At 36.2% G+C, this 20,027-nt stretch carries 20 protein-coding genes, 1 tRNA gene and 1 pseudogene; 14 read left to right on the forward strand and 8 right to left on the reverse strand.

Annotated features, from left to right (window positions below):
- Nucleotides 1–78 precede the first annotated feature (78 nt).
- The 4 genes and pseudogenes from GYY69_RS03415 to metF all read left to right on the forward strand — a co-directional run bounded on the left by GYY69_RS03415 (nucleotide 79) and on the right by metF (nucleotide 5,441).
- Nucleotides 79–956, forward strand: a pseudogene (locus GYY69_RS03415) (IS3 family transposase).
- Nucleotides 957–1,432: 476 nt separating this feature from the next.
- A complete protein-coding gene (locus tag GYY69_RS03420; protein ID WP_065583181.1) occupies nucleotides 1,433–1,984 on the forward strand; it encodes a YagU family protein in 552 nt (183 codons plus the stop codon).
- A 175-nt stretch (nucleotides 1,985–2,159) separates the two neighbouring features.
- On the forward strand, nucleotides 2,160–4,433 hold the full coding sequence (gene metE / locus GYY69_RS03425) for a 5-methyltetrahydropteroyltriglutamate--homocysteine S-methyltransferase (RefSeq protein WP_174796437.1): 2,274 nt from the start codon (nucleotides 2,160–2,162) through the stop codon (nucleotides 4,431–4,433).
- A gap of 132 nt (nucleotides 4,434–4,565) precedes the next feature.
- Nucleotides 4,566–5,441, forward strand: a complete 876-nt coding sequence (metF, locus tag GYY69_RS03430) for a methylenetetrahydrofolate reductase [NAD(P)H] (RefSeq protein ID WP_174796438.1) — start codon at nucleotides 4,566–4,568, stop codon at nucleotides 5,439–5,441.
- 39 nt (nucleotides 5,442–5,480) lie between these two features.
- Here metF and GYY69_RS03435 read toward each other — a convergent pair.
- Nucleotides 5,481–5,557: transfer RNA gene (locus tag GYY69_RS03435), tRNA-Met, on the reverse strand.
- 653 nt (nucleotides 5,558–6,210) lie between these two features.
- Between GYY69_RS03435 and GYY69_RS03440 the strand changes: the two genes are divergently transcribed.
- On the forward strand, nucleotides 6,211–6,699 hold the full coding sequence (locus tag GYY69_RS03440; protein ID WP_202984937.1) for an NADAR family protein: 489 nt from the start codon (nucleotides 6,211–6,213) through the stop codon (nucleotides 6,697–6,699).
- Nucleotides 6,700–7,037: 338 nt separating this feature from the next.
- Here GYY69_RS03440 and GYY69_RS03445 read toward each other — a convergent pair whose 3' ends face one another.
- Nucleotides 7,038–7,673 (reverse strand): NAD(P)-dependent oxidoreductase, encoded by a 636-nt coding sequence (locus tag GYY69_RS03445; RefSeq protein WP_174796439.1) that lies wholly within the window; start codon nucleotides 7,671–7,673, stop codon nucleotides 7,038–7,040.
- A gap of 140 nt (nucleotides 7,674–7,813) precedes the next feature.
- Here GYY69_RS03445 and GYY69_RS03450 point away from each other — a divergent pair, with 140 nt between their 5' ends.
- Nucleotides 7,814–8,179, forward strand: a complete 366-nt coding sequence (locus GYY69_RS03450; RefSeq protein WP_174796440.1) for a winged helix-turn-helix transcriptional regulator — start codon at nucleotides 7,814–7,816, stop codon at nucleotides 8,177–8,179.
- On the opposite strand, the gene GYY69_RS03455 is transcribed toward GYY69_RS03450, so the two are convergent.
- Nucleotides 8,176–8,703 carry a hypothetical protein gene (locus GYY69_RS03455; RefSeq protein WP_174796441.1) on the reverse strand — a complete coding sequence of 176 codons (528 nt, stop codon included), beginning with the start codon at nucleotides 8,701–8,703 and terminating at the stop codon, nucleotides 8,176–8,178. The two genes, GYY69_RS03450 and GYY69_RS03455, sit on opposite strands and share 4 nt — an antisense overlap.
- A gap of 643 nt (nucleotides 8,704–9,346) precedes the next feature.
- Nucleotides 9,347–9,535: a hypothetical protein gene (locus tag GYY69_RS03460; RefSeq protein WP_174796442.1), complete on the reverse strand. Its 189-nt coding sequence runs from the start codon at nucleotides 9,533–9,535 to the stop codon at nucleotides 9,347–9,349.
- A gap of 375 nt (nucleotides 9,536–9,910) precedes the next feature.
- Between GYY69_RS03460 and treR the strand changes: the two genes are divergently transcribed.
- From treR to GYY69_RS03480, 4 genes are all read left to right on the forward strand, one after another.
- A complete protein-coding gene (gene treR / locus GYY69_RS03465) occupies nucleotides 9,911–10,876 on the forward strand; it encodes a trehalose operon repressor TreR (RefSeq protein ID WP_202984938.1) in 966 nt (321 codons plus the stop codon).
- A 190-nt stretch (nucleotides 10,877–11,066) separates the two neighbouring features.
- Nucleotides 11,067–12,494, forward strand: a complete 1,428-nt coding sequence (gene treB / locus GYY69_RS03470) for a PTS trehalose transporter subunit IIBC (protein WP_174796443.1) — start codon at nucleotides 11,067–11,069, stop codon at nucleotides 12,492–12,494.
- 74 nt (nucleotides 12,495–12,568) lie between these two features.
- Entirely contained in the window at nucleotides 12,569–14,242 is a 1,674-nt protein-coding gene (gene treC, locus GYY69_RS03475; protein ID WP_174796444.1) for an alpha,alpha-phosphotrehalase, read from the forward strand.
- Nucleotides 14,243–14,413: 171 nt separating this feature from the next.
- Nucleotides 14,414–14,965, forward strand: coding sequence for a hypothetical protein (locus tag GYY69_RS03480; RefSeq protein ID WP_174796445.1), 552 nt, complete (start codon nucleotides 14,414–14,416; stop codon nucleotides 14,963–14,965).
- Between the two features lie 132 nt (nucleotides 14,966–15,097).
- On the opposite strand, the gene GYY69_RS03485 is transcribed toward GYY69_RS03480, so the two are convergent.
- The gene (locus GYY69_RS03485; RefSeq protein WP_174796446.1) at nucleotides 15,098–16,159 is read right to left on the reverse strand and encodes a nucleotidyltransferase domain-containing protein; all 1,062 of its coding nucleotides are present in this window, start codon (nucleotides 16,157–16,159) and stop codon (nucleotides 15,098–15,100) included.
- Between the two features lie 14 nt (nucleotides 16,160–16,173).
- Nucleotides 16,174–16,929: a nucleotidyltransferase domain-containing protein gene (locus GYY69_RS03490; RefSeq protein ID WP_174796447.1), complete on the reverse strand. Its 756-nt coding sequence runs from the start codon at nucleotides 16,927–16,929 to the stop codon at nucleotides 16,174–16,176.
- A 384-nt stretch (nucleotides 16,930–17,313) separates the two neighbouring features.
- Between GYY69_RS03490 and GYY69_RS13025 the strand changes: the two genes are divergently transcribed.
- Genes GYY69_RS13025 through GYY69_RS03500 form a run of 3 tightly spaced genes read left to right on the forward strand, consistent with a single transcriptional unit; the run spans nucleotide 17,314 to nucleotide 18,050 of the window.
- On the forward strand, nucleotides 17,314–17,448 hold the full coding sequence (locus GYY69_RS13025) for a PAAR domain-containing protein (RefSeq protein WP_446718877.1): 135 nt from the start codon (nucleotides 17,314–17,316) through the stop codon (nucleotides 17,446–17,448).
- Nucleotides 17,426–17,626, forward strand: coding sequence for a hypothetical protein (locus tag GYY69_RS03495; protein WP_446718878.1), 201 nt, complete (start codon nucleotides 17,426–17,428; stop codon nucleotides 17,624–17,626). The genes GYY69_RS13025 and GYY69_RS03495 overlap by 23 nt, the downstream gene beginning before the upstream one ends.
- Entirely contained in the window at nucleotides 17,613–18,050 is a 438-nt protein-coding gene (locus tag GYY69_RS03500) for a hypothetical protein (protein WP_174796449.1), read from the forward strand. The genes GYY69_RS03495 and GYY69_RS03500 overlap by 14 nt, the downstream gene beginning before the upstream one ends.
- A gap of 87 nt (nucleotides 18,051–18,137) precedes the next feature.
- Here GYY69_RS03500 and GYY69_RS03505 read toward each other — a convergent pair whose 3' ends face one another.
- Nucleotides 18,138–18,299, reverse strand: coding sequence for a hypothetical protein (locus tag GYY69_RS03505; RefSeq protein ID WP_174796450.1), 162 nt, complete (start codon nucleotides 18,297–18,299; stop codon nucleotides 18,138–18,140).
- Nucleotides 18,300–18,420: 121 nt separating this feature from the next.
- Nucleotides 18,421–19,167 carry an IS1 family transposase gene (locus GYY69_RS03510; RefSeq protein ID WP_174796451.1) on the reverse strand — a complete coding sequence of 249 codons (747 nt, stop codon included), beginning with the start codon at nucleotides 19,165–19,167 and terminating at the stop codon, nucleotides 18,421–18,423.
- Nucleotides 19,168–19,320: 153 nt separating this feature from the next.
- Here GYY69_RS03510 and GYY69_RS03515 point away from each other — a divergent pair, with 153 nt between their 5' ends.
- Nucleotides 19,321–20,013, forward strand: coding sequence for a JAB domain-containing protein (locus tag GYY69_RS03515; RefSeq protein ID WP_174796452.1), 693 nt, complete (start codon nucleotides 19,321–19,323; stop codon nucleotides 20,011–20,013).
- Nucleotides 20,014–20,027 lie beyond the last annotated feature (14 nt).

The raw sequence follows: 20,027 nt of genomic DNA on the forward strand, positions 1-20,027 counted from the left end.
CAATGTAACTATCCCCTAAAATAGTACAGCAAAAAAGTAGAAAATTCTCTATGATAAAAGTAAAAGGGGGATTTAATTATGAAAAAAATGACTGAACATCAGATTGTATCTATTTTAAAAGAAGCTGAAGCCGGTATTCCTGTCAAGGAGCTCTGTCGTAAATATGGCATGGGGAATTCAACTTTCTATAAATGGCGGGAAAAATATGGCGGAATGGAAACTTCAGACATCAAACGCTTAAAGGAGCTGGAGGCCGAAAACCGCAAGCTTAAGCAGATATTTGCCGAACTGAGCTTAAAATCCCAGCTTCAGGAAGAAATCATAAAAAAGCTTTAGTGCCCACAAAGGCACGTAAAACGTGGGCACAGCAATTACAACAAAATCATTCTGTTACTATTGCTATGAGTTGTGCCATTGTTGGCTTAAGTCGTTGTGCTTACTATTATCAACCTAAATTACCGGATGATTCGGTGATTATATCAGTATTAAGTACTATCACTGACAAGCATTTACGCTGGGGCTTTCCCAAATGTTTTAATCGCATCAGAAAGCTCGGCTATAAATGGAATCATAAGCGTGTTTATAGGGTGTATTGTGAGTTAAAACTTAATATTAGAGCTAAACGTAACAAACGTATCTCCCCATGAACACCAGAAAAGCTATTGGTTCCTAATAAACAAGGTGAATGCTGGTCAATGGATTTTATGAGTGATAGTAGCCGTAATCAACGTCGCTTTAGGACCTTCAATGTCATCGATGACTTTAATCGTGAGGCGTTAGGTATTGATATTGCAGTAAGCTTACCGGCAGGATTAGATTTATATTTATTTAATAATCTGGAACAAGTAAGAAAGGTAACCGAAGAATGGCTAACCAGTTATAACACCGAAAGACCTCATGAAGCACTAAATAATATGACGCCGATTGAGTATAAAACACTAAAACAGGCAGCTTAATTTTCTACGTGAGTTGTGTACTAGGTTTGGGGTATTTACAAGTTCAGCCTAACACCTACCCGATCATATTGTAAAATCACACGAAAATAATATAACACATTCTATTTGTATTGAACATTTATCAATCAAATAATTCTACCTATTCACATTTTAAATTATATTTTTTGTAAAAAATATTCAGGATTCTATACCGTTTTAATAATAAATAATCACATTCAATGATTTATTTAAGCTAGATTTACATAGTGGTTATGCTCGATTATTTTTCAACAACATGGACTAATTGCTTTGAAAATTACCTTTACCTAAAGTTGGCATAAAACACTTTATAAAGATTTCAAGGATTATTTTAATCAATAATCATCCCCATCATTCCAATAACTTTTACAATCAGCCAATCCCATTTATTCTTCTTTTATCTACTGCTGTGGAGTATAATTCGATAACGTATTTATTTTAACTATGGGAAACCCAGTATGTTTGGAAATAAAACAAATCGCCAAGTTATTATATGGACCACCATTATTGGCGGATTTTTTAGTTCATTAGTAAAATGGGGTTCAGAGGTCAATATGCCTCCGCGCGTACCTGGCGAAATTTCGCCACCAGCGGCACATATTGATGCGTGGCTTGGTTGGCTTGGGATTAATTCCCACTCGCTTGATTATATTTACCAAGGGGCAAGCGTTTTAGGTGCAGTGACACTTTATCACTGGTTATTTAGTTTTGCTTTCGCCTTTGTTTATGTTGCAGGTGCATATTATTGCAACAAAATCCGCTTATGGTATGGGGCATTGTACGGCATTATTATTACCGTTGTGATGCACGGCTTTTTAATTCCATTGCTTGGTTTCCGCCATCCTGCTTATGATGCGGAAGGTACGGTTGGTTGGTTATGGAATTTAAATGGTTATGAGCTTTGGAGTGAAATTCTAGGTCATATCTATTGGGGTGCATCGATCGAAGTGTGTATGATTGCGGTACTTGCTCATTTTGCAAGACCAATTCATGGTAACTGGCGCCAATAACTGGCTTAGCTTTCATCTGTTAATGTTCAATCCTACTATTTAAATAGTGGGATTTTTTATTTTAGTTGTTATAGTTAAAAACTATAACAATCCATAAAAAACTAGAATTATTCAATATCTGTTTTTTTTGTTATCTTTTTTATCACTAAAGAAAAACGATAAAAAGGAAATAAAAATGAATACTGCTGTTATTGGATATCCTCGAGTTGGTAAGCTTCGTGAACTTAAATTTGCAACAGAAGCCTATTTTAAAGGCAATAAAACCCAAGCTGAATTATTAAACGAAGCCAAGGCGTTACGCGCCGAGCATTTAAAACAACAAGCCGCACAAAAAATTGCTTTTATTTCATCGAATGATTTTTCATTTTATGATGCCGTACTTGATACCGCATGCTTGTTGAATGTCATTCCAAAACGTTATCAAGATTTAGGTTTACCTGAACTTGACCGTTATTTTGCCATGGCGCGTGGTTATCAGGGCGAAAAAGGTGATGTGCGTGCGCTGGCTATGAAAAAATGGTTTAATACCAATTACCACTATTTAGTGCCTGAAATTGAAGATTCAGTACAGATTAAGTTAACAGGTACGAAACCTTTTGACGAATATCAAGAAGCTAAAGCGCTAGGCGTGCAAACCAAGCCAGTTGTGATTGGTGCATTAACCTTTTTTAAATTAGCGCAGTATTTAGGTAAAAAACAGCTTGGTGATTTTAAATCGGATATTATCAAAGCTTATCAAGAGATCATCCAAAAATTCACAACGCTTGGCGCTGAATGGATCCAAATTGATGAGCCAATTTTAGTAACCGATCTTAATCAAGACGATATCGCCTTATTTACCGAGCTTTATCAAGCGATTTTATCAGTTAAAGGTAACACCAAAATTGTTCTACAAACCTATTTTGGTGATGTGCGTGATTGTTATAAAGAACTTGTCGCTTTACCTTTTGATGGGATTGGGCTTGATTTTGTTGAAGGTAAACAGTCATTAGCTTTACTTGAAAATAATGGCTTCCCTGCTGATAAAGTATTATTTGCTGGTGTTGTTAATGGCAAAAATATCTGGAAAAACAATTACCAAAAAACTTTAGCTTTACTTGGCAAAATCAAACAAAAAGCCACAAATATTGTAATTAATACATCTTGTTCATTACTGCATGTTCCTTATACATTGCAAAATGAAACCAAATTAACCATTCAACAACGTGCTTATTTTGCTTTTGCTCAAGAAAAGTTACAAGAGCTTGCTGAACTTGGTCTGCTATTTAAAGAAGCAAATCCTGAAAATAATGCGGCTTATAAAGCCAATCAAACACTATTTACCCGTGAACGTGAAGGTGCAAACCACGCGGTTCGCCAAAAAGTGGCGGCATTAAATGCGTCTGATTTTACCCGTTTACCTGAGTTTTCAGTGCGTGAAGCAGCGCAGAAAAAGGCCTTTAATTTACCATTATTACCGACCACAACCATTGGATCATTCCCGCAAACGCCTGATGTGCGTTTAAATCGTGCTAAATTCAAAAAAGGTGAAATTTGCTTGAATCAATACACTGAATTTAATCAACAAAAAATTGCTGAGTGTATTAAATTGCAAGAAGAGATCGGCATTGATGTGTTAGTGCATGGTGAATTTGAACGTAATGACATGGTCGAATATTTTGGTGAAAGCTTAAATGGCTTTGTGTTTACCGAAAAAGCTTGGGTACAATCTTACGGTACACGTTGCGTTAAGCCACCGATTGTTTGGGGTGATATTTCACGTTCTAAACCAATTACGGTTGAATATTCAAAATATGCACAAAGCCTGACTGATAAACCAGTTAAAGGAATGTTAACAGGGCCTGTCACCATTTTAAATTGGTCATTCCCACGTGAAGATATTTCCCAAAAAGAATCGGTATTCCAAATTGGATTGGCCATTGGTGACGAAGTGTTAGATCTTGAAGCTGCTGGCATTAAGATTATCCAAATTGACGAAGCCGCGTTAAAAGAAAAATTACCACTGCGTAAAGCGGATTGGAACAGCGAATATCTTGATTGGGCGATTCCGGCATTTAGATTAGTACATAGCAAAGTACAAGCTGATACTCAAATTCATACACATATGTGTTATAGCGAATTTGCTGACATCATTAAAGATATTGATGCAATGGATGCCGATGTGATTTCGTTCGAAGCTTCTCGCTCTAATCTGCAATTAATCGATGTACTCAATGCCAATAATTTTAAAACCGAAGTTGGACCAGGCGTTTACGATATCCATTCGCCACGCGTTCCACCTGTTGCTGAAATTAAAGCGACGATCGAAAAATTACTGGCGAAGATTGATAAGCAAAAATTATGGATTAATCCAGACTGTGGGTTAAAAACACGTGGCGAAAAAGAAGTCGTTGAAAGCTTACAGCATCTTGTTGAGGCTACATTAGCAGTAAGAAAAACACTGAATTAGGCACTGTTTTTACAAAAAACTGAGCTTATTTACTAAGACATCGTACTTTACGAGCCTGAAAATTCCGTCGCCTATTTTGGTGGCGGAAATATTAATAAGGAAAATAAGTGATATAACGAATGGATGATACAAATGAAAACAAATCTATTATTTAATCAAAAAACGGTGTTCTCTTTTGAAGTTTTTCCTCCTAAAAAAACATCACCTTTAGAAACCATTTACAGCACTCTGCGCGAGCTTGGTTATTTTAAGCCCGATTTTATTAGTGTTACTTATGGTGCTGGTGGCAGCTTAAATGGTCAAACCACTATTGATATTGCGCATTCTGTTAAACATACTTATGGGATTGAAAGTGTTGCTCACTTACCCGGCATTAATTTTGCTAAAGCTGAGATGCAAAAAATTCTTCACGATCTTAAATGTGCAGGGATTGATAATGTGCTTGCTTTGCGTGGTGACATCAGCCCGAATGTACCGCCTAAAGATGATTTTCGATACGCCAGCGAACTGGTGACATTTATTAAAGAAAACGGTGATTTTAACGTGATTGGTGCATGTTATCCAGAAGGTCATCTTGAAGCATCAACTCTAAAACAAGATCTGATCCACTTAAAAGAAAAGGTCAATGCGGGTACTGATCAACTTATTTCACAGCTATTTTTTGATAATGACTATTTTTATGCATTTTTAGATAAAGCACACGATATGGGCATTAATGTGCCGATCGAAGCAGGCATTATGCCAGTGACTAATAAAAACCAAATTGAGCGCATGGTATCGATGTGTGGGGTGAATTTACCGAAAAAATTCAAACAAATGATGGAAAAATATGAACATCATCCTGATGCATTTCGTGATGCGGGTATTGCTTATGCAATTGATCAGATTGTTGATTTAGTTTCACAAAATGTGGATGGCATTCATTTATACACTATGAACAATAGCTACATAGCCAGACGCATCAGCGAAGCAGTCGCAACGTTATTAGCTGTACCAAAATCAAAATAGTGATGAGGAAAAAAGGATATATCAAGAATTGATAGGAATTGGTTGCGGGGGCTGGATTTGAACCAACGACCTTCGGGTTATGAGCCCGACGAGCTACCAAGCTGCTCCACCCCGCGTCAAAGAGATAGTTATCTTATAGTAATAAAATAATAAAGCAATACCTATTTAACTCAACCGCGCCATTTTTAAACACTATTGAGTAAATATGTACTATTTTTTTACATAAACATACCTGCCCAAACGTTTTGACCCGTATTTTCATTTTCGTCAAAACCGAATACGCCAGAAACCTAACTACTAAAATAGCAATCACCCTATAACTTTTTGATTTTAATTAAAAATATTAAAGAAAGCTTCAATAAGATCAATGCCATACCTAAGCGATTTTTATCAAGATTCGTAAGTTTTACACAAAAGAGTAAGGTTATTATTGCGACTCTATGTTAAAAATAGAATAGTTTTATTAGCATAAGTGAGAAAATATAGCTGGGATAACTTAATGATTTTTTTATTATATTCAAGATTATTATCATCACCTACAAAATATTCACATTTGAATTCTTTATTGCCTTTTAAATATTGAAAATAAACAGACATAGGCAAAACTGTCCATTAAAATGAGAGCTGATTACTCATAACCGATTTTTTAAATTAGCAATTATACGATAAAACCAATACAATCTTTATCATTTTTATCAACAGCTAGATTGTATTGGTCAGTTGATTTATTTTTAGGTTATCTATTTTGCAAAAGGAGCGATTTCAATCGATGAAACAAGTCGGAAAGAAGAAAATGATTTTCTTTTTTAGCCCTGATCATTATTTGTCTCAGTGGTATCCTTGCCATTTTATTATTGATAATATTCAATTTACTAGTGCAGAACAGTGGATGATGTATTCTAAAGCGTTGTTATTTAAAGATATCGACAGTGCCAACGCCATTTTATCTATCCCGTCATCCAAAATGCAAAAAAAGTTGGGGCAAGCAGTACGTCATTTTGATGATAATATCTGGAATCAGCATAAAAAAGAGATTGTTTTTGCCGGTAATTATGCCAAGTTTTCGCAAAATGATGAACTTAAACAATATCTATTATCAACTAAAGATAAAGTGTTAGCCGAAGCAAGCCCTTATGACAAGATCTGGGGAATTGGTTTAAGCATTGATGACGAAATGAGATTTAATATGACTAAATGGCGCGGCAAAAATCTACTTGGTGAAGTTTTGATGCAAGTGAGAGAGGCTCTAAAAACGTAATCTAAACTAAATTTATTCATTAAAAAAGATGATGAATATTTGCTTTTTTAGGTCTATTTTTTGCCTAAAAAACAGTTTTTATACTTAAACGTATAGTTACCTGAAACTTTTTGACAAGATTTTTGACTTTGGCTACTCACCCTCTTTTGGTTAATACGTTGCCGTTAAATTCATTTTTTCACTAAAATTCAAAAATATCCCAAGTCAGATCCAACTCGTTCCTAAAATAATAAACCTTGAAGCGTGTTGAAAAATATGTTGGGATATTGTATTCGTTATTATGAAAAATCGGTGCTTATTTCTGCATAAGAAAGCTTATTTGCAGTATTTTAGCAATATTACTCACTAGCAACAGTAAAACGTTGCTTAATATGCTTCGCTTTTTCTGCCTCATCAATCATGGCAATGGCATAATCGGCATAGCTGATTTGGCTTTTTCCTTGGCTGTTAAATAACACCTCTTCACCGCCCAAGATATAATGCCCAGTTCTTTCCCCGTCAGCGTTAAATTCAATGGCTGGGCTTAAATAAGTCCATTGCACATCATCGCACGTTCTAAGCGCATCAAGTGCTTTGGCCATATTGGTGGCTAATGGTTTAAATGCATCAGGAAAATCAGGTGAATCAACCAAACGCAGTGAATGCTGTGGATTAACATATAAACTGCCTGCTCCTCCCACCACTAATAGGCGATTTGTTTTACCGCTTAATATATCCGTTAAATGTTTTAAACTGGTTTGATGCAATGGCAGTGATTCCAGTGCCCAAGTACCAAATGCATCGATAATCACATCAAAGGGTTTTAAATCAGTATAGGTTAATTCGAATAGATCTTTAATCATCACGGTTGCTTTGGGATCGAGCTGTTGACTTGCTTTACGCACTATTGCGGTAACGTCATGTCCTCGTGAAATCGCCTCTTTTACTAAAAGTTGCCCTGTTTTACCACTAGCACCAATGACTGCAATTTTCATACTTTGCTCCTTTCAAGCGTTTAATGATTAACATGATATAAGAATGGTTTTAGATTAGTCTTTAACGTTTCTACTGTAAAGTAGGTACCAAATAGTGCTATAGTAACTTTTTTGAAACTATTGTTGAATTTTAAGGATTAATGATTAAATTAAATAATGATTTGCCTATTTGCCCTGTTGAAATAACATTAATGTTAATGGGTGATAAGTGGAAAGTCTTAATTGTGAGAGATCTGCTTACGGGAACCAAACGCTTTGGTGAACTAAAAAAATCGCTGACCGGCATATCACAAAAAGTCTTAACTCAGCACCTGCGAGCTATGGAAAAAAATGGGTTATTAACCCGCAAAGTGTATGCCGAGGTTCCACCAAGAGTTGAATATACATTAACCGAGGTTGGACAAAGTCTAAAACAGGTGCATGATGCCATGTTAGCGTGGGGAAAGGCTTACAAATTAAGTGCGGATGAGTCACCTTTTCCTCATCCGTCAATCAATCATAATTAACTATCAAATTCTTCGCAGCCAAAATAAAACTCATCTGAGTTGGCATTTTTGTCACGACCGATAAGAATGATACTAGGAAAATGATTTTCTTCTGTGATTGGGGCTGTATATTGATAATATTGTCCTATATCACCCCAAGACATTTGTTCTTTTAAATGGGCAGGGATTGGGATTGCTCCCATTGCTTTGGCAAATGTATCTATATCACCTTTGGCAACAGCATAAAAATATGAACCGCTATCGCCTTGGTATTTAATTTGCGATATAGTCGTATTCATTATTTCCAGCGGTTTGGCAAAGTGATACTCTAAATTAATCAACCCATCATCTTCTAAGTTTTTTACGGTAATGTTTTGTTGGTTAAGTTGTTTAACCACTTTTGCATCACGACCATCAATTGGAGCAACCTTGCATAATAAAGCCGCTTTAAATTGTGCTTCAATTGTATTATTTGTTTCGGTCGCTAATGCATATGTTGAGAAACCGAAAATGAGCAGTGAACTGCATAAAAATTTGTATGGCACCTTTATTTTTTTCCTTTTAAAATCATCATTTCAATTATTTCATATTATTACAAAAAATGATTTTATCGAATAGCGCTTATCAAAATTTAGTTAAATAAAGTTATTTTAATATCAATGGTTAAATGGTCAATATTATATTAAATCTTATTTTGATTTTAGTTATTGGTTAGCAATACCCATCTACCAAACAACGTTTTTATAATCACAGAATACAGTCTTTTTATGTTGATAAAATCAATAATGAAATCTCCGCCGATTCTGTTGAAATCACAGCCGAGCAACATGACAGAGCATATAACGCAATAAATGCCGTTAATAATTTAACGTCTGTAGAGCCAAATAAAAACACTCAAGAATTGTTCATTAATGAAGCTAATGTAAAAATATATACATTACAATGTGTTATTGAGATAGACATGCAAGAAAGCAATGAAGGATAGTTAAAATTGTGGAAAAAATAACGTATTTTATTGACATCGCATTGATGTAAATTAATTAGATATAAGAATGAACAAAAATTTCAGAATAACATAAATTTATAGTGTAGATAAATTGATATCCATTTTTGTATTACACACGTTTAAATATTTTAAAATCATTTTTATATTTGTATTGAGTGGTGCACGTTCAATTCTTTTATGTTCTATGGTTCAATATCTAAACGTTTCGCTAGCTCAGTTTGAGATAGTTTAGCTTTTTTTCGTGCTTTCAGCAAAAATTCACGCAATTTCCACTCATCTTCTGCATCATCATAAGCAGCGCGCGCCACCGGATCAGCAAGCGCGATATTTTTTATTTCACTAAACGTTGTACTGTGTTTTTTACTCATCATCAATCATCTCTTTTAGTTTTGTATGCGCTCTAACGCTCGTAATTCTAATTATCCACTTCCTAAGGAGTTGCTGTGCAACATTTGCATTAGGCCAAATTTTTCCAGCTTTTCAATCAATTTAATTGTTCGACCTTGCAATTCCACAGGTAAATCTAGAATTTCAGATTTTGCATCATTATGCGTTTTTATCGTGAACATTTAATCAATCCGTTTTATTAATTTTGATGATTGTATCAAAGATGATAAAAGAACAATAATAACCTTACTGTTTTTAATAAAAAATCAAAATAAATACTTTTCAACATAAACAATCTGAAATCGCTATTTTTTCTAAAATAGCTTAGTATGATTTTATTGATTTTTGTTGGCTAATTTATGATGAGCAGATCTTCAAATCACTTAACCATTAAAGATATTGCCAAGCTTTGTGGGGTGAGTAAATCGACGGTTTCACGGGTGATTAATCATGATCCGATGGTGAAAGCAAGTACCCGTGCCAATGTAATGGCAATCATTGAACAGCATCAATTTATACCGTCGAAATCGGCTAGAGCCATGCGTGGCTATGGGAATAAAGTTATTGGTATTATTGTCACTCGGCTTGATTCACTGTCTGAAAACCAAGCGGTGCAAAGTATGTTGCCTATTTTTTACCAGCATGGTTATGATCCGATCATTATGGAGAGTCAATTTAGTACCACCAAAGTTAACGAACATCTATCCATGCTCAACGACAAGCAAGCTGATGGCGTTATTATCTTTGCTTTTACTGGGCTTGAGCAGTCGTTATTATCCGTCTGGCGAGATAAAAGCGTGGTGATCGCAAGAAAACTCCCCGCACACAGTTGTATTTGTTATGATGATGTGGGCGCGGTAAACATGTTACTTGCCCATTTATATCAATCGCAACAACATCAAAAAATTGGCTATATCGGTGTTGAGCAACAAGACCAAACCACTGGCGCACTGCGTTATCAAGCCTATGTGGATTTTTGCCAGCAATATCAACTTACCCCGAATTCGGCTTTAGGGCAATTAAGTTATCGCTCAGGTTATGAGCTTGCCGAGTTGGTGTTAGCGCAAAATCCATCAGCGATTGTTTGTGCAACTGATAGCATCGCCTTAGGATTAAATAAATATTTACACGAAAAACAGCTTGATGATATTACCGTTGCCAGCATTGGTAATAGTGAGCTGCTGAGTTTTCTTTTCCCAAAGACATGTGCGGTTGAGCTCGGTTTTGATCAAGCAGGTCGCTATGCAGCGCAAGCGTTATTGAATCTGTTACAAAATCATTTTGAGCTTAACTGCATCACTGTTCCTTGTCGTTTAATAAGCTAGTTTCAGCCATAACTATTTAATTTGTGCTTATTTCACTCTAATCTGTGATATTAATCACAAAAAAGGGAACGTTCCCATTTATTAATTTAGCAATTCAATCTATGCTTAATTTCAATCAAAAAATAGCCAGATTATTGATAAAAATAAAATGATGTCGGCTGAGTTTTTACCGGAAAAAGGGGATGTTATTATGGCTACAGATTTAAACATAACCACAGAATCAATCGAGCAACTAATCGATTTTGTTGGTGGCAGTAAAAATATTGCCAGTGTCACCCACTGTTTGACAAGGTTAAGGTTTGCACTGGTTGATCCCAAGGCAGCCAAGATTGATGCTATAGAAGCATTACCCTTTGTCAAAGGATGCTTTATAAATGCTGGGCAGTTTCAGGTGATTATTGGTACCAATGTTGATCGTTATTACAAAGTACTCATCCAACAATTAAATCTTACTGAGGCAAGCAAAGAGCAGACCAAAGCCGCAGCCAAGCAGAATATGTCGATTTTTGAAAGGCTGATTTCCAATTTAGCCGAAATCTTTATCCCCCTATTGCCAGCTTTAATCGCAGGTGGATTATTGCTGGGATTACGTAATGTGATTGGTGATATGCCATTTATTGATAACAAGCCACTTACTGATAGCTATTCTTGGTTAGTGCCGATTTATAGTCTGCTTTGGCTGCCGTGCGAGGCGATTTTTCACTTTTTACCAGTTGCTATTTGCTGGTCAACTACTAAAAAAATGGGCGGTTCGCCAGTGCTCGGTATTGTGCTTGGCATTACGTTGGTTTCCCCCCAGTTAATGAATGCCTATGATCTTGGTAGCAAAATACCCGAAGTGTGGGATTTTGGCTGGTTTACGATTGCTAAAGTTGGCTATCAAGCACAAGTGATTCCGTCGATTTTTGCAGGACTGGCTCTTGGCTGGATCGAAACTCATTTACGAAAAATCGTTCCTGATTATTTAAATTTAGTGATTGTACCTATTGTTGCGTTACTCACTTCGGTCTTTTTAGCCCATTTTATTTTAGGTCCAGCGGGGCGAATGTTAGGCAATGGCATAGCTGATATTGTTAAATATTTAATGACGGGAAATTATGCCTTTATTGGGGCAGCCATTTTTGGTTTTATCTATTCACCATTGGTGATTACTGGCATTCATCATACGACACTCGCAATTGATTTACAGATGACCAATAGTATGGGGGGAACGCCAATCTGGCCTATTATCGCCCTATCCAATATTGCGCAAGCCTCGGCGGTGGTGGGCATTATTTGGGTTAGTCGAAAACAAAATGAACGTGAAGTGTCAGTACCAGCGGCGATATCGGCTTATTTAGGGGTGACCGAGCCTGCCATGTATGGCATCAATTTACGCTATAAGTTCCCGATGTTGTGTGCGATGATTGGTTCGGCGTTAGCGGGATTAATTTGTGGCTTAGCGGGTGTGCTATCTAACGGAATTGGCGTGGGGGGATTACCTGGAATTTTAACTATTAAGCCGATATATTGGACGATTTATGCTGTCGCTATGTTGGTGGCGATAGTAGTACCAATCACCTTAACCGCACTAGTTTATAAAATAAAACTAAAAAAGGGCACGTTAAATATTCACTAAGCCATATGTGGTAACAGCTTGCCATTTATATTAATCAAATGGCAGTTTTCAACTGATTAACAAAAGAGTACACAATGAACAAAATCAATATTCCTTGGTGGCAAAATGGCACTATCTACCAAATTTATGTCAAAAGCTTTCAAGCTAGTGGCACAAGCCCAACGGGTGATTTGCAAGGTATTATTCGGCGCTTAGATTATTTGCAAACGCTGGGGATTAGTGCAATTTGGTTAACGCCAATCTATCCATCACCACAAATCGATAACGGTTATGATGTGTCTGATTATTATGATATTGATCCAAGCTATGGCTCAATGGCTGACTTTGAATTACTGGTTAAACAAGCGCACCAGCGAGGGATGCGAATTATGATGGATATGGTGTTTAATCACACTTCAACCGAACATCCTTGGTTTAAAGCCGCTTTAGATAAAAACAGTCCGTATCGCTCCTTTTATATTTGGAAAGATGCCAATGCAGACGGGCACGAGCCTAATAATTGGGTATCGAAATTTGGTGGTAAAGCTTGGCAATGGCATCAACCATCAGGGCAGTACTATTTGCATTTATTTGCTAAAGAGCAAGCTGATCTTAACTGGGAAAACCCAACCGTTCGCAATGAAATCAAAAAAGTGTGTCAATTTTGGGCCGATAAAGGGGTAGATGCTCTGAGACTGGATGTGATTAATTTAGTATCAAAACAGCAAGATTTTCCAGATGATGGCAAGGGCGATGGGCGAAGATTTTATACCGATGGACCTCGCATTCATGAGTTTTTACAAGAGATCAGCCGTGAGGTATTTCAACCTAATCAACTCCAAACAGTCGGTGAAATGTCATCTACCACATTAGCAAACTGCCAAAAATATGCCAATTTAGACGGCAAAGAGTTGACCATGACCTTTAATTTTCATCATCTCAAAGTTGATTATCCTAATGGGAATAAGTGGTGTTTAGCCAAACCAGATTTAATCGAACTTAAAAAAATTATCGGTTATTGGCAAACGGGTATGCAGGGTAAGGCGTGGAATGCAATTTTTTGGTGTAATCATGATCAACCGCGCATTGTCTCGCGCCTTGGCAATGAAAACCAATATCATACACAATCAGCTAAAATGTTAGCGATGCTACTGTATGGTTTACAAGGCACACCTTATCTTTATCAAGGCGAAGAAATTGGGATGACTAATCCCCATTTTACTGATATTACTCAGTATCGCGATGTAGAAAGCCTTAATATCTATCACGAAAAACTTGCGCAAGGCATGGCAAAACAGGAAATCTTAGCTATTTTAGCCAGTAAATCCAGAGACAACAGCCGAACGCCCATGCAATGGGATAGTTCTGCCAATGCGGGCTTTACACAAGGTAAGCCATGGATTGAAGTTGCTAACAATTATCCGCAAATCAATGTCAAGATGGCACAAGATGATCCTGATTCGGTATTTTATTGCTATCAAAACCTAATTAAATTACGCAAAGAATATCCGCTCTTTATTTTTGGCGATTATCAAGATCTAACGGCAGATATTGCCGAGTATTGGTGCTACCGTCGCCATTGGAATAACCAACAATTACTGGTGATCACCAATTTAACCGATAAAATGCAAACTTGGTCATTACCCAAATCGTTACAATACCAAAATTGGCAGCATTTATTGAGTAATTACCAAGATAACTCACCGCTAGGTGCTGAAATAAGGTTAAGACCTTATGAAGCTATATATTGGTTACAACAAGCGGATTAAGCAAGTGGCATGGGCAATCTATAACAGGTTGTCCATTTTTATGTACGATAATCACTCATTGTTAGTGCCAAATGGTTGATCGATTTGATTAAAATACCTTTTAAAAATTAGCCTAAAAGTTATAATATTTTGTTTAAAAAATGGATAAATCTAAAAAATTAAAGAGGCATGATGATGGAAGACAAAACAATTTTATTAATGAACCAGTATTTAGACAGTGATTATCGTGTTTTTCCAATGGCTGAAGATAAAACAGCGTTGCAAGATATCCGCGATATTGAAAATAGTTTAGCAATGAAGTTTCCTGATGAATATGTTGCTCATTTACTTGCTGAAGATTGCGATGCTCTCCCCAATAGAGGTATTTATATTGAAGTAAAAGAAGAGATCTGGCGTCGTCCACAAGCAATGGATGTAGGACCTTTTTGGACATTTTTATATGGTTTTCATACTTATACGGCTTCTAAATTAAGTGCTGATTGGATGAGGCTTGATTTGGTTGCTCATCAATTTATGCAGGAAACAGGGCTTAAAGCAATCCCAATTTTGAAAATTATTAATGATGCCGATATGTATTGTGTTAACGAAAGTGGTGATATTGTAAAATTTAATCACGAAATGAATATTTTAGAACCAACAAACATGGATTTTTGGCAGGTTTGGGAATTTGAATTAAAAGCGCTAAAAGAAAGAAAAGAAACCAAAAAAGCGGAATTAAAATAATTTAATATCCAAATTAGGTTAGCTTAGGAAGTAAAATACTATCAACAAAATGATATACATTAGAAATAACCAATTGCGTTATTTCTAATTTTTTATGATTCGATCAAGAACCATTATTATCGAGTGATATCACTAATGGTTATATAAACATTCACGCATTTTTACCAACTGCGCAATCGCTTTTGTAAAATTAGGCACTTCTGGCAATAGTGAAGTGATTGATGCGGTTTCAATTTTGCTTAACAATGTTTCTGCGATATGCATAATCTCATCATAGCTTAATTGACCCGTTTTAATTGCGAGCAGTTCATCGCGATTAGCTCGTTTATTGGTTATTGTGCCTTGTGTCATAATTTCATGCGCCACTTGCAATAAGCGAATAGTATGCATCATATTTTTTGCATCAAAATCATTGCCACTTTTAATATTACTTTGATAACGCTGTTCATTACGCTTTTCGACCCATTGCCAATAGGCTTTATAGTCACGGCAATGCGATGAAAAACCATCACGATTAAAACTTAAATAAGCTGTCACAGGGGTATCTATTTTTACGGAAGATAAACAAAGCTCGGTCGAATCTTGCTGCTGTACTATGCCATGATAACCACAACTGCCCAATGGATCGTAAAACAGGGCATATAAATCCCGCCCATGCCGCACATTCACTAATCCACATAAATGTTGTTTAAAACCATGCTCAGTTAGCCAATCATTTAATGGATAAGCCCGCTGATCTTCAATAATATAGCAAAAATCCAGCACGGTTTTACGTGTTACGGCAACGGGGTTATTAATCTTCTTATTTAATCCTTTGGCTTTTTTTATTTGCGACATGGCATAGTGGGCAAAGGTCTGCTTGGTCTGTTTGGATAAAAACAGATCGAGTGTCAAATGCTGCATTATTGGATGCTGATAAACAATACAGCTTGGATCCGAGGCTAACACTTCTAAAATATTCGGGTTGTTTTTCAGTAACAGCTCCACAAATCGCCCTAATTCATAATAAACAATATCATTGGTTTCATTACTAATTTGTGGAATATAATCAATTCCATAGAATTTATCTTTAGGTAGATAAAAAACGCCTTTGATATCGGTATCTGATGTTTCAGTGGCTAAACCAAATGCACGGCTACCGCTGATGACTTCAAATAAGATTAAGTTTTGTGCTTTTAAATCATCGATTGTCATCTTGTATTCCTGTCTTATTTTAAGCTCTTCAATGTTTGTATAAAAAAGTGATCTAACTTATCAGATTTAAAATGTTGTTCAGCAATAGATTGTACGCTTTCGCTAATCTCACTCATGGATTGTTCAATAAACAATAAGATTTCTGGATCGATAGTGATAGGCGTTGATTCAGTCATGGTTGCTTTTAAGGCAATAATATCATTGATTTGCTGGCTTAACTCATTAGGTAATAGTGTCAATAATGGCGTAATGGCCATGGGGGCGATTTGCTGTTTTTCTAAACACCATTTGGCACATAATAATGGTCTTAATACATAAAACAGTTTTTTGACACCGATCTGCTGCCCTTCACTGCTTTGTAAGGCGCTTTTAGCAATCCCTAAATAGTGATGAATATTGCCACGAGCATTAAAAAAATCAGCACAAAGTTGCCATAATTGGTTAGCAATTGGTGCATTTTGTTGATAAATAATGGGTGATTGCAACCATTCAAACGGGGTAGTATTCGATTTACGGATCAATTGTAAAGTCTTTTTTAAATCCCAACCATGCAAATCCAGCTCATCATCAATAGGAAAAGTTAAATGTGAAGCAGGATTATCAATGGCTAAGTATTTCTCAAACCGATGCACATAAATAAAACGCACATCATAATCACTATTCGGCGATGGAAACCCCCACGCCCGACTACCTGATTCACAGGCGTAAAGTATATGGATATTATGTTGTTGTGCTAATTCTGCTAACTTTTGTTTTATTCGGTTTTGCATTGCAACTATTCCTTTAGGTTATTTATTTTACTTTATATCTGAATTTTTAACGCATTTAAAGCCTTTTGCCTATTACTATTAAAAAATCATTGAGCATAATGAGTTATGATTGAAACGGTATAGACTCCTGAATATTTTTTACAACCGCATTAAACATTACGATGATTTAGATCTAAAATGCGACCCGCCAGCGAGTAAAAACGTGTCACCAGTGTGCACGTCTAACTATGTTTGACAGTAACGTTGACATCGCGTTATTTGACAATAGTTAGCCAATGCCACATATCCTTTATCCTCCAGCAACCCAATAAAATAGCATTGCCATTTGGTTAATTAATACAATATAATCCAATACATGCTTAAATAAACAACAGAAGCATCATTATGATTAAACGGATAGCCGTTCTAGGGGATAATACCACTACCGGTGGCAAAATCATTTCAGCATCGGATCAAAGTTTTTGCGCAATTGAAGGGGTCGCTTGTATTGGGGATTATGCTTACTGCCCTAAATATTGAAAAAAGAATTATTAATGGTAATTATGCAATCCCTCCTTATTTCCCATATTGCGCATATGCCATTTCATCTGTTTTAGATGAATATGGTCTACAAGAACTTTATTTGTTACCTGGCTCTTTGGAAGAAGCTGTAAAAGAGATTGAAGATAATAAAGGACAACCTAATGAAAATAATTAATTTATTAATTATCATTTTATTTAATTTTATAGGTGCCTATCTAAGTTACCAATGGTGTTATCGAATGATTATCGCAAAACATCGCACACCAGAATTATATTATTTGATATGTTATGGTTTGTGTTATTTCTGTTTTATTCTGATTTCAATCTTTCTTTTAAATAAAATAAAACAACCGATGGATTTAGTGATTTGTGGAGTGCTAATTGGTATTATAATTACCTTACTGTCACCTATTGTCTTCATGTTAGTTATGGAAGATATTAATAAATCGGTTTTTAATCTAGATTTTATTATGGGACTTTTAGGTATCACATCACTGGTAACCCTTAATTTTATAATATATCCGGCAATTTTATTATGCTGTCATTATTCTATTGGTGGGATACAAAAAATATCAAGTAAGCTTGCTTTGAAGCAATAATCAATTGCCAAAATCAGCCAGAAAATCGCCCAACTATTTTATACTATGGAACTCATCAGATTGGATTGTCATCCTGTATTCCTTGTCTTATTTTAAGCTCATCAATGTTTGTATAAAAAAGTGATCTAACTTATCTGCCTTAAAATGTTGTTCAGCAATAGCTTGTACGCTTTCACTAATCTTACTCATGGATTGTTCAATAAACAATAAGATTTTTGGCTCGATAGTAATAGGCGTTAATTCAGTCATGGTTGCTTTTAAGGCTTTTAAAGCCCTTTGCCTATTACTATTAAAAAATCATTGAACATAATGAGTTATGATTGAAACGGTATAGACTCCTGAATATTTTTTACAACCGTATTAATTTTTACTATGACTTAGATCTAAAATGCGACTTACCAGTCGGTAAAAATGTGGTATCTGCTTGAACGTCTAACCATGTTTGACGGTAACGTTGGCGTCGCTTTATTTGACAATAGTTAGCCAATGCTAAAAATCCTTGTAATTCCATTACCCCAAAAAAATAACGTTGCCACTTAGCGGCGGTATCGGTATTAATTCCCAATTGCTGGTTAATGGTTTTAAATGTTTCACCTTGTAGCAATAAATCAACAAAAGGCAACCACAGTTCACAATAAGATAACTTATCAAGGTAATACTTTTTCAGTGGATTAAACGTTCGGTGACAGGTTCGGCAACGAAAATTAAGACGATGCCCAATGCGAACTGTACTGAGCGATCCACAATAATCGCAAGGCATAACTGACGTACCAAGTAGCTCGGCTAGCCATGACTTAAATGCCTGAGCTTGTCGAGACACTTCTGCCGGCATCGTTTGTGTAAGGTTAAGTACCGCTTGATAAAGATCAGGCTCATACTGCGCTAGCCACTGACGAATAACGTTATCTCGCCTTTGAGCAGCTCGCGGTGACAGGTGAAATTTATTGGCAATCAAGCTATGTGGCAGGGCAATTAACGTCATGGGCGCAATATCAATCAGTAATGCGACAGGTTTAAGGCGTCGACATAATGAACTTGTTGCGATTAACGCTGGCACTCGTTGCAAAAATCGCTCAGCAGCAGAATGCTGCTCGTCGGGTAAAATAGAGTGATACATTGTTGATCCCCTTTGAAACGGTATAGACTCCTGAATATTTTTTACAAATAATATAACCTAAAAAGTGAACAGGTGGAATTATTTGGTTAACGACTGCCCAGCATAAACAGAATATGCTATATTATTTTTTGTATGATTTTACAAGGCGATAAGATGGATATTAAACTAACCAAACATGACAAACGCTATATTGAAAGCACGGACGACGTGTACAGTATTATGCAGCGTGTGTTATTGCGTGAAAACAAGATCGACCAAGAAAAGGAACATCTTTGGATTATTGGTATGAATCAAGCGGGTTATATCCTGTATATTGAACTAATTGCGCTTGGGTCGTATAAATCGGTCAACATTGAGCCAATGAACGTGTTTCGTGTTGCGGTGATGAAAAACGCCTCTCGCGTGATTTTGGTGCATAACCACCCGTCAGGATCGCTGATCCCCTCAGAGGCGGATAAAGACATCACCGACCGCTTAATTCAAGTTGCCCATATTTTAAATATCGAGCTTATCGACCACTTAATTATCACTCCAAAAACCTATATCAGCTTTCGCAGCATCAAACTAATGGCAGAACTTGAACAAAGCCTGAAATATGTTCCGACTTACCAAGTGGTTGAACGCATCCGTAAACAAGAAAAGCAAATTGCGAAAGAGAAGTTAGCGGTTGAGAGGGATAAGACCAAAACAGCTCAGCAGAAACTAAAAGAGATAAAACAAAAAGCCGAAACTGAAAAGAAAATACTGATTAATGCGTTACTGGAAAAGGGCGTATCGATTGAAAATATTGCGAAGATTTTGGGCATTACCGTGAGGGCGGTTAAGGGAATTATTAATTTAAAATAATAGTGCATTTTATA

Origin of the sequence: Gilliamella sp. ESL0250 (genome assembly GCF_013345045.1) — a bacterium.
GTDB lineage: Bacteria > Pseudomonadota > Gammaproteobacteria > Enterobacterales > Orbaceae > Gilliamella > Gilliamella apicola_H.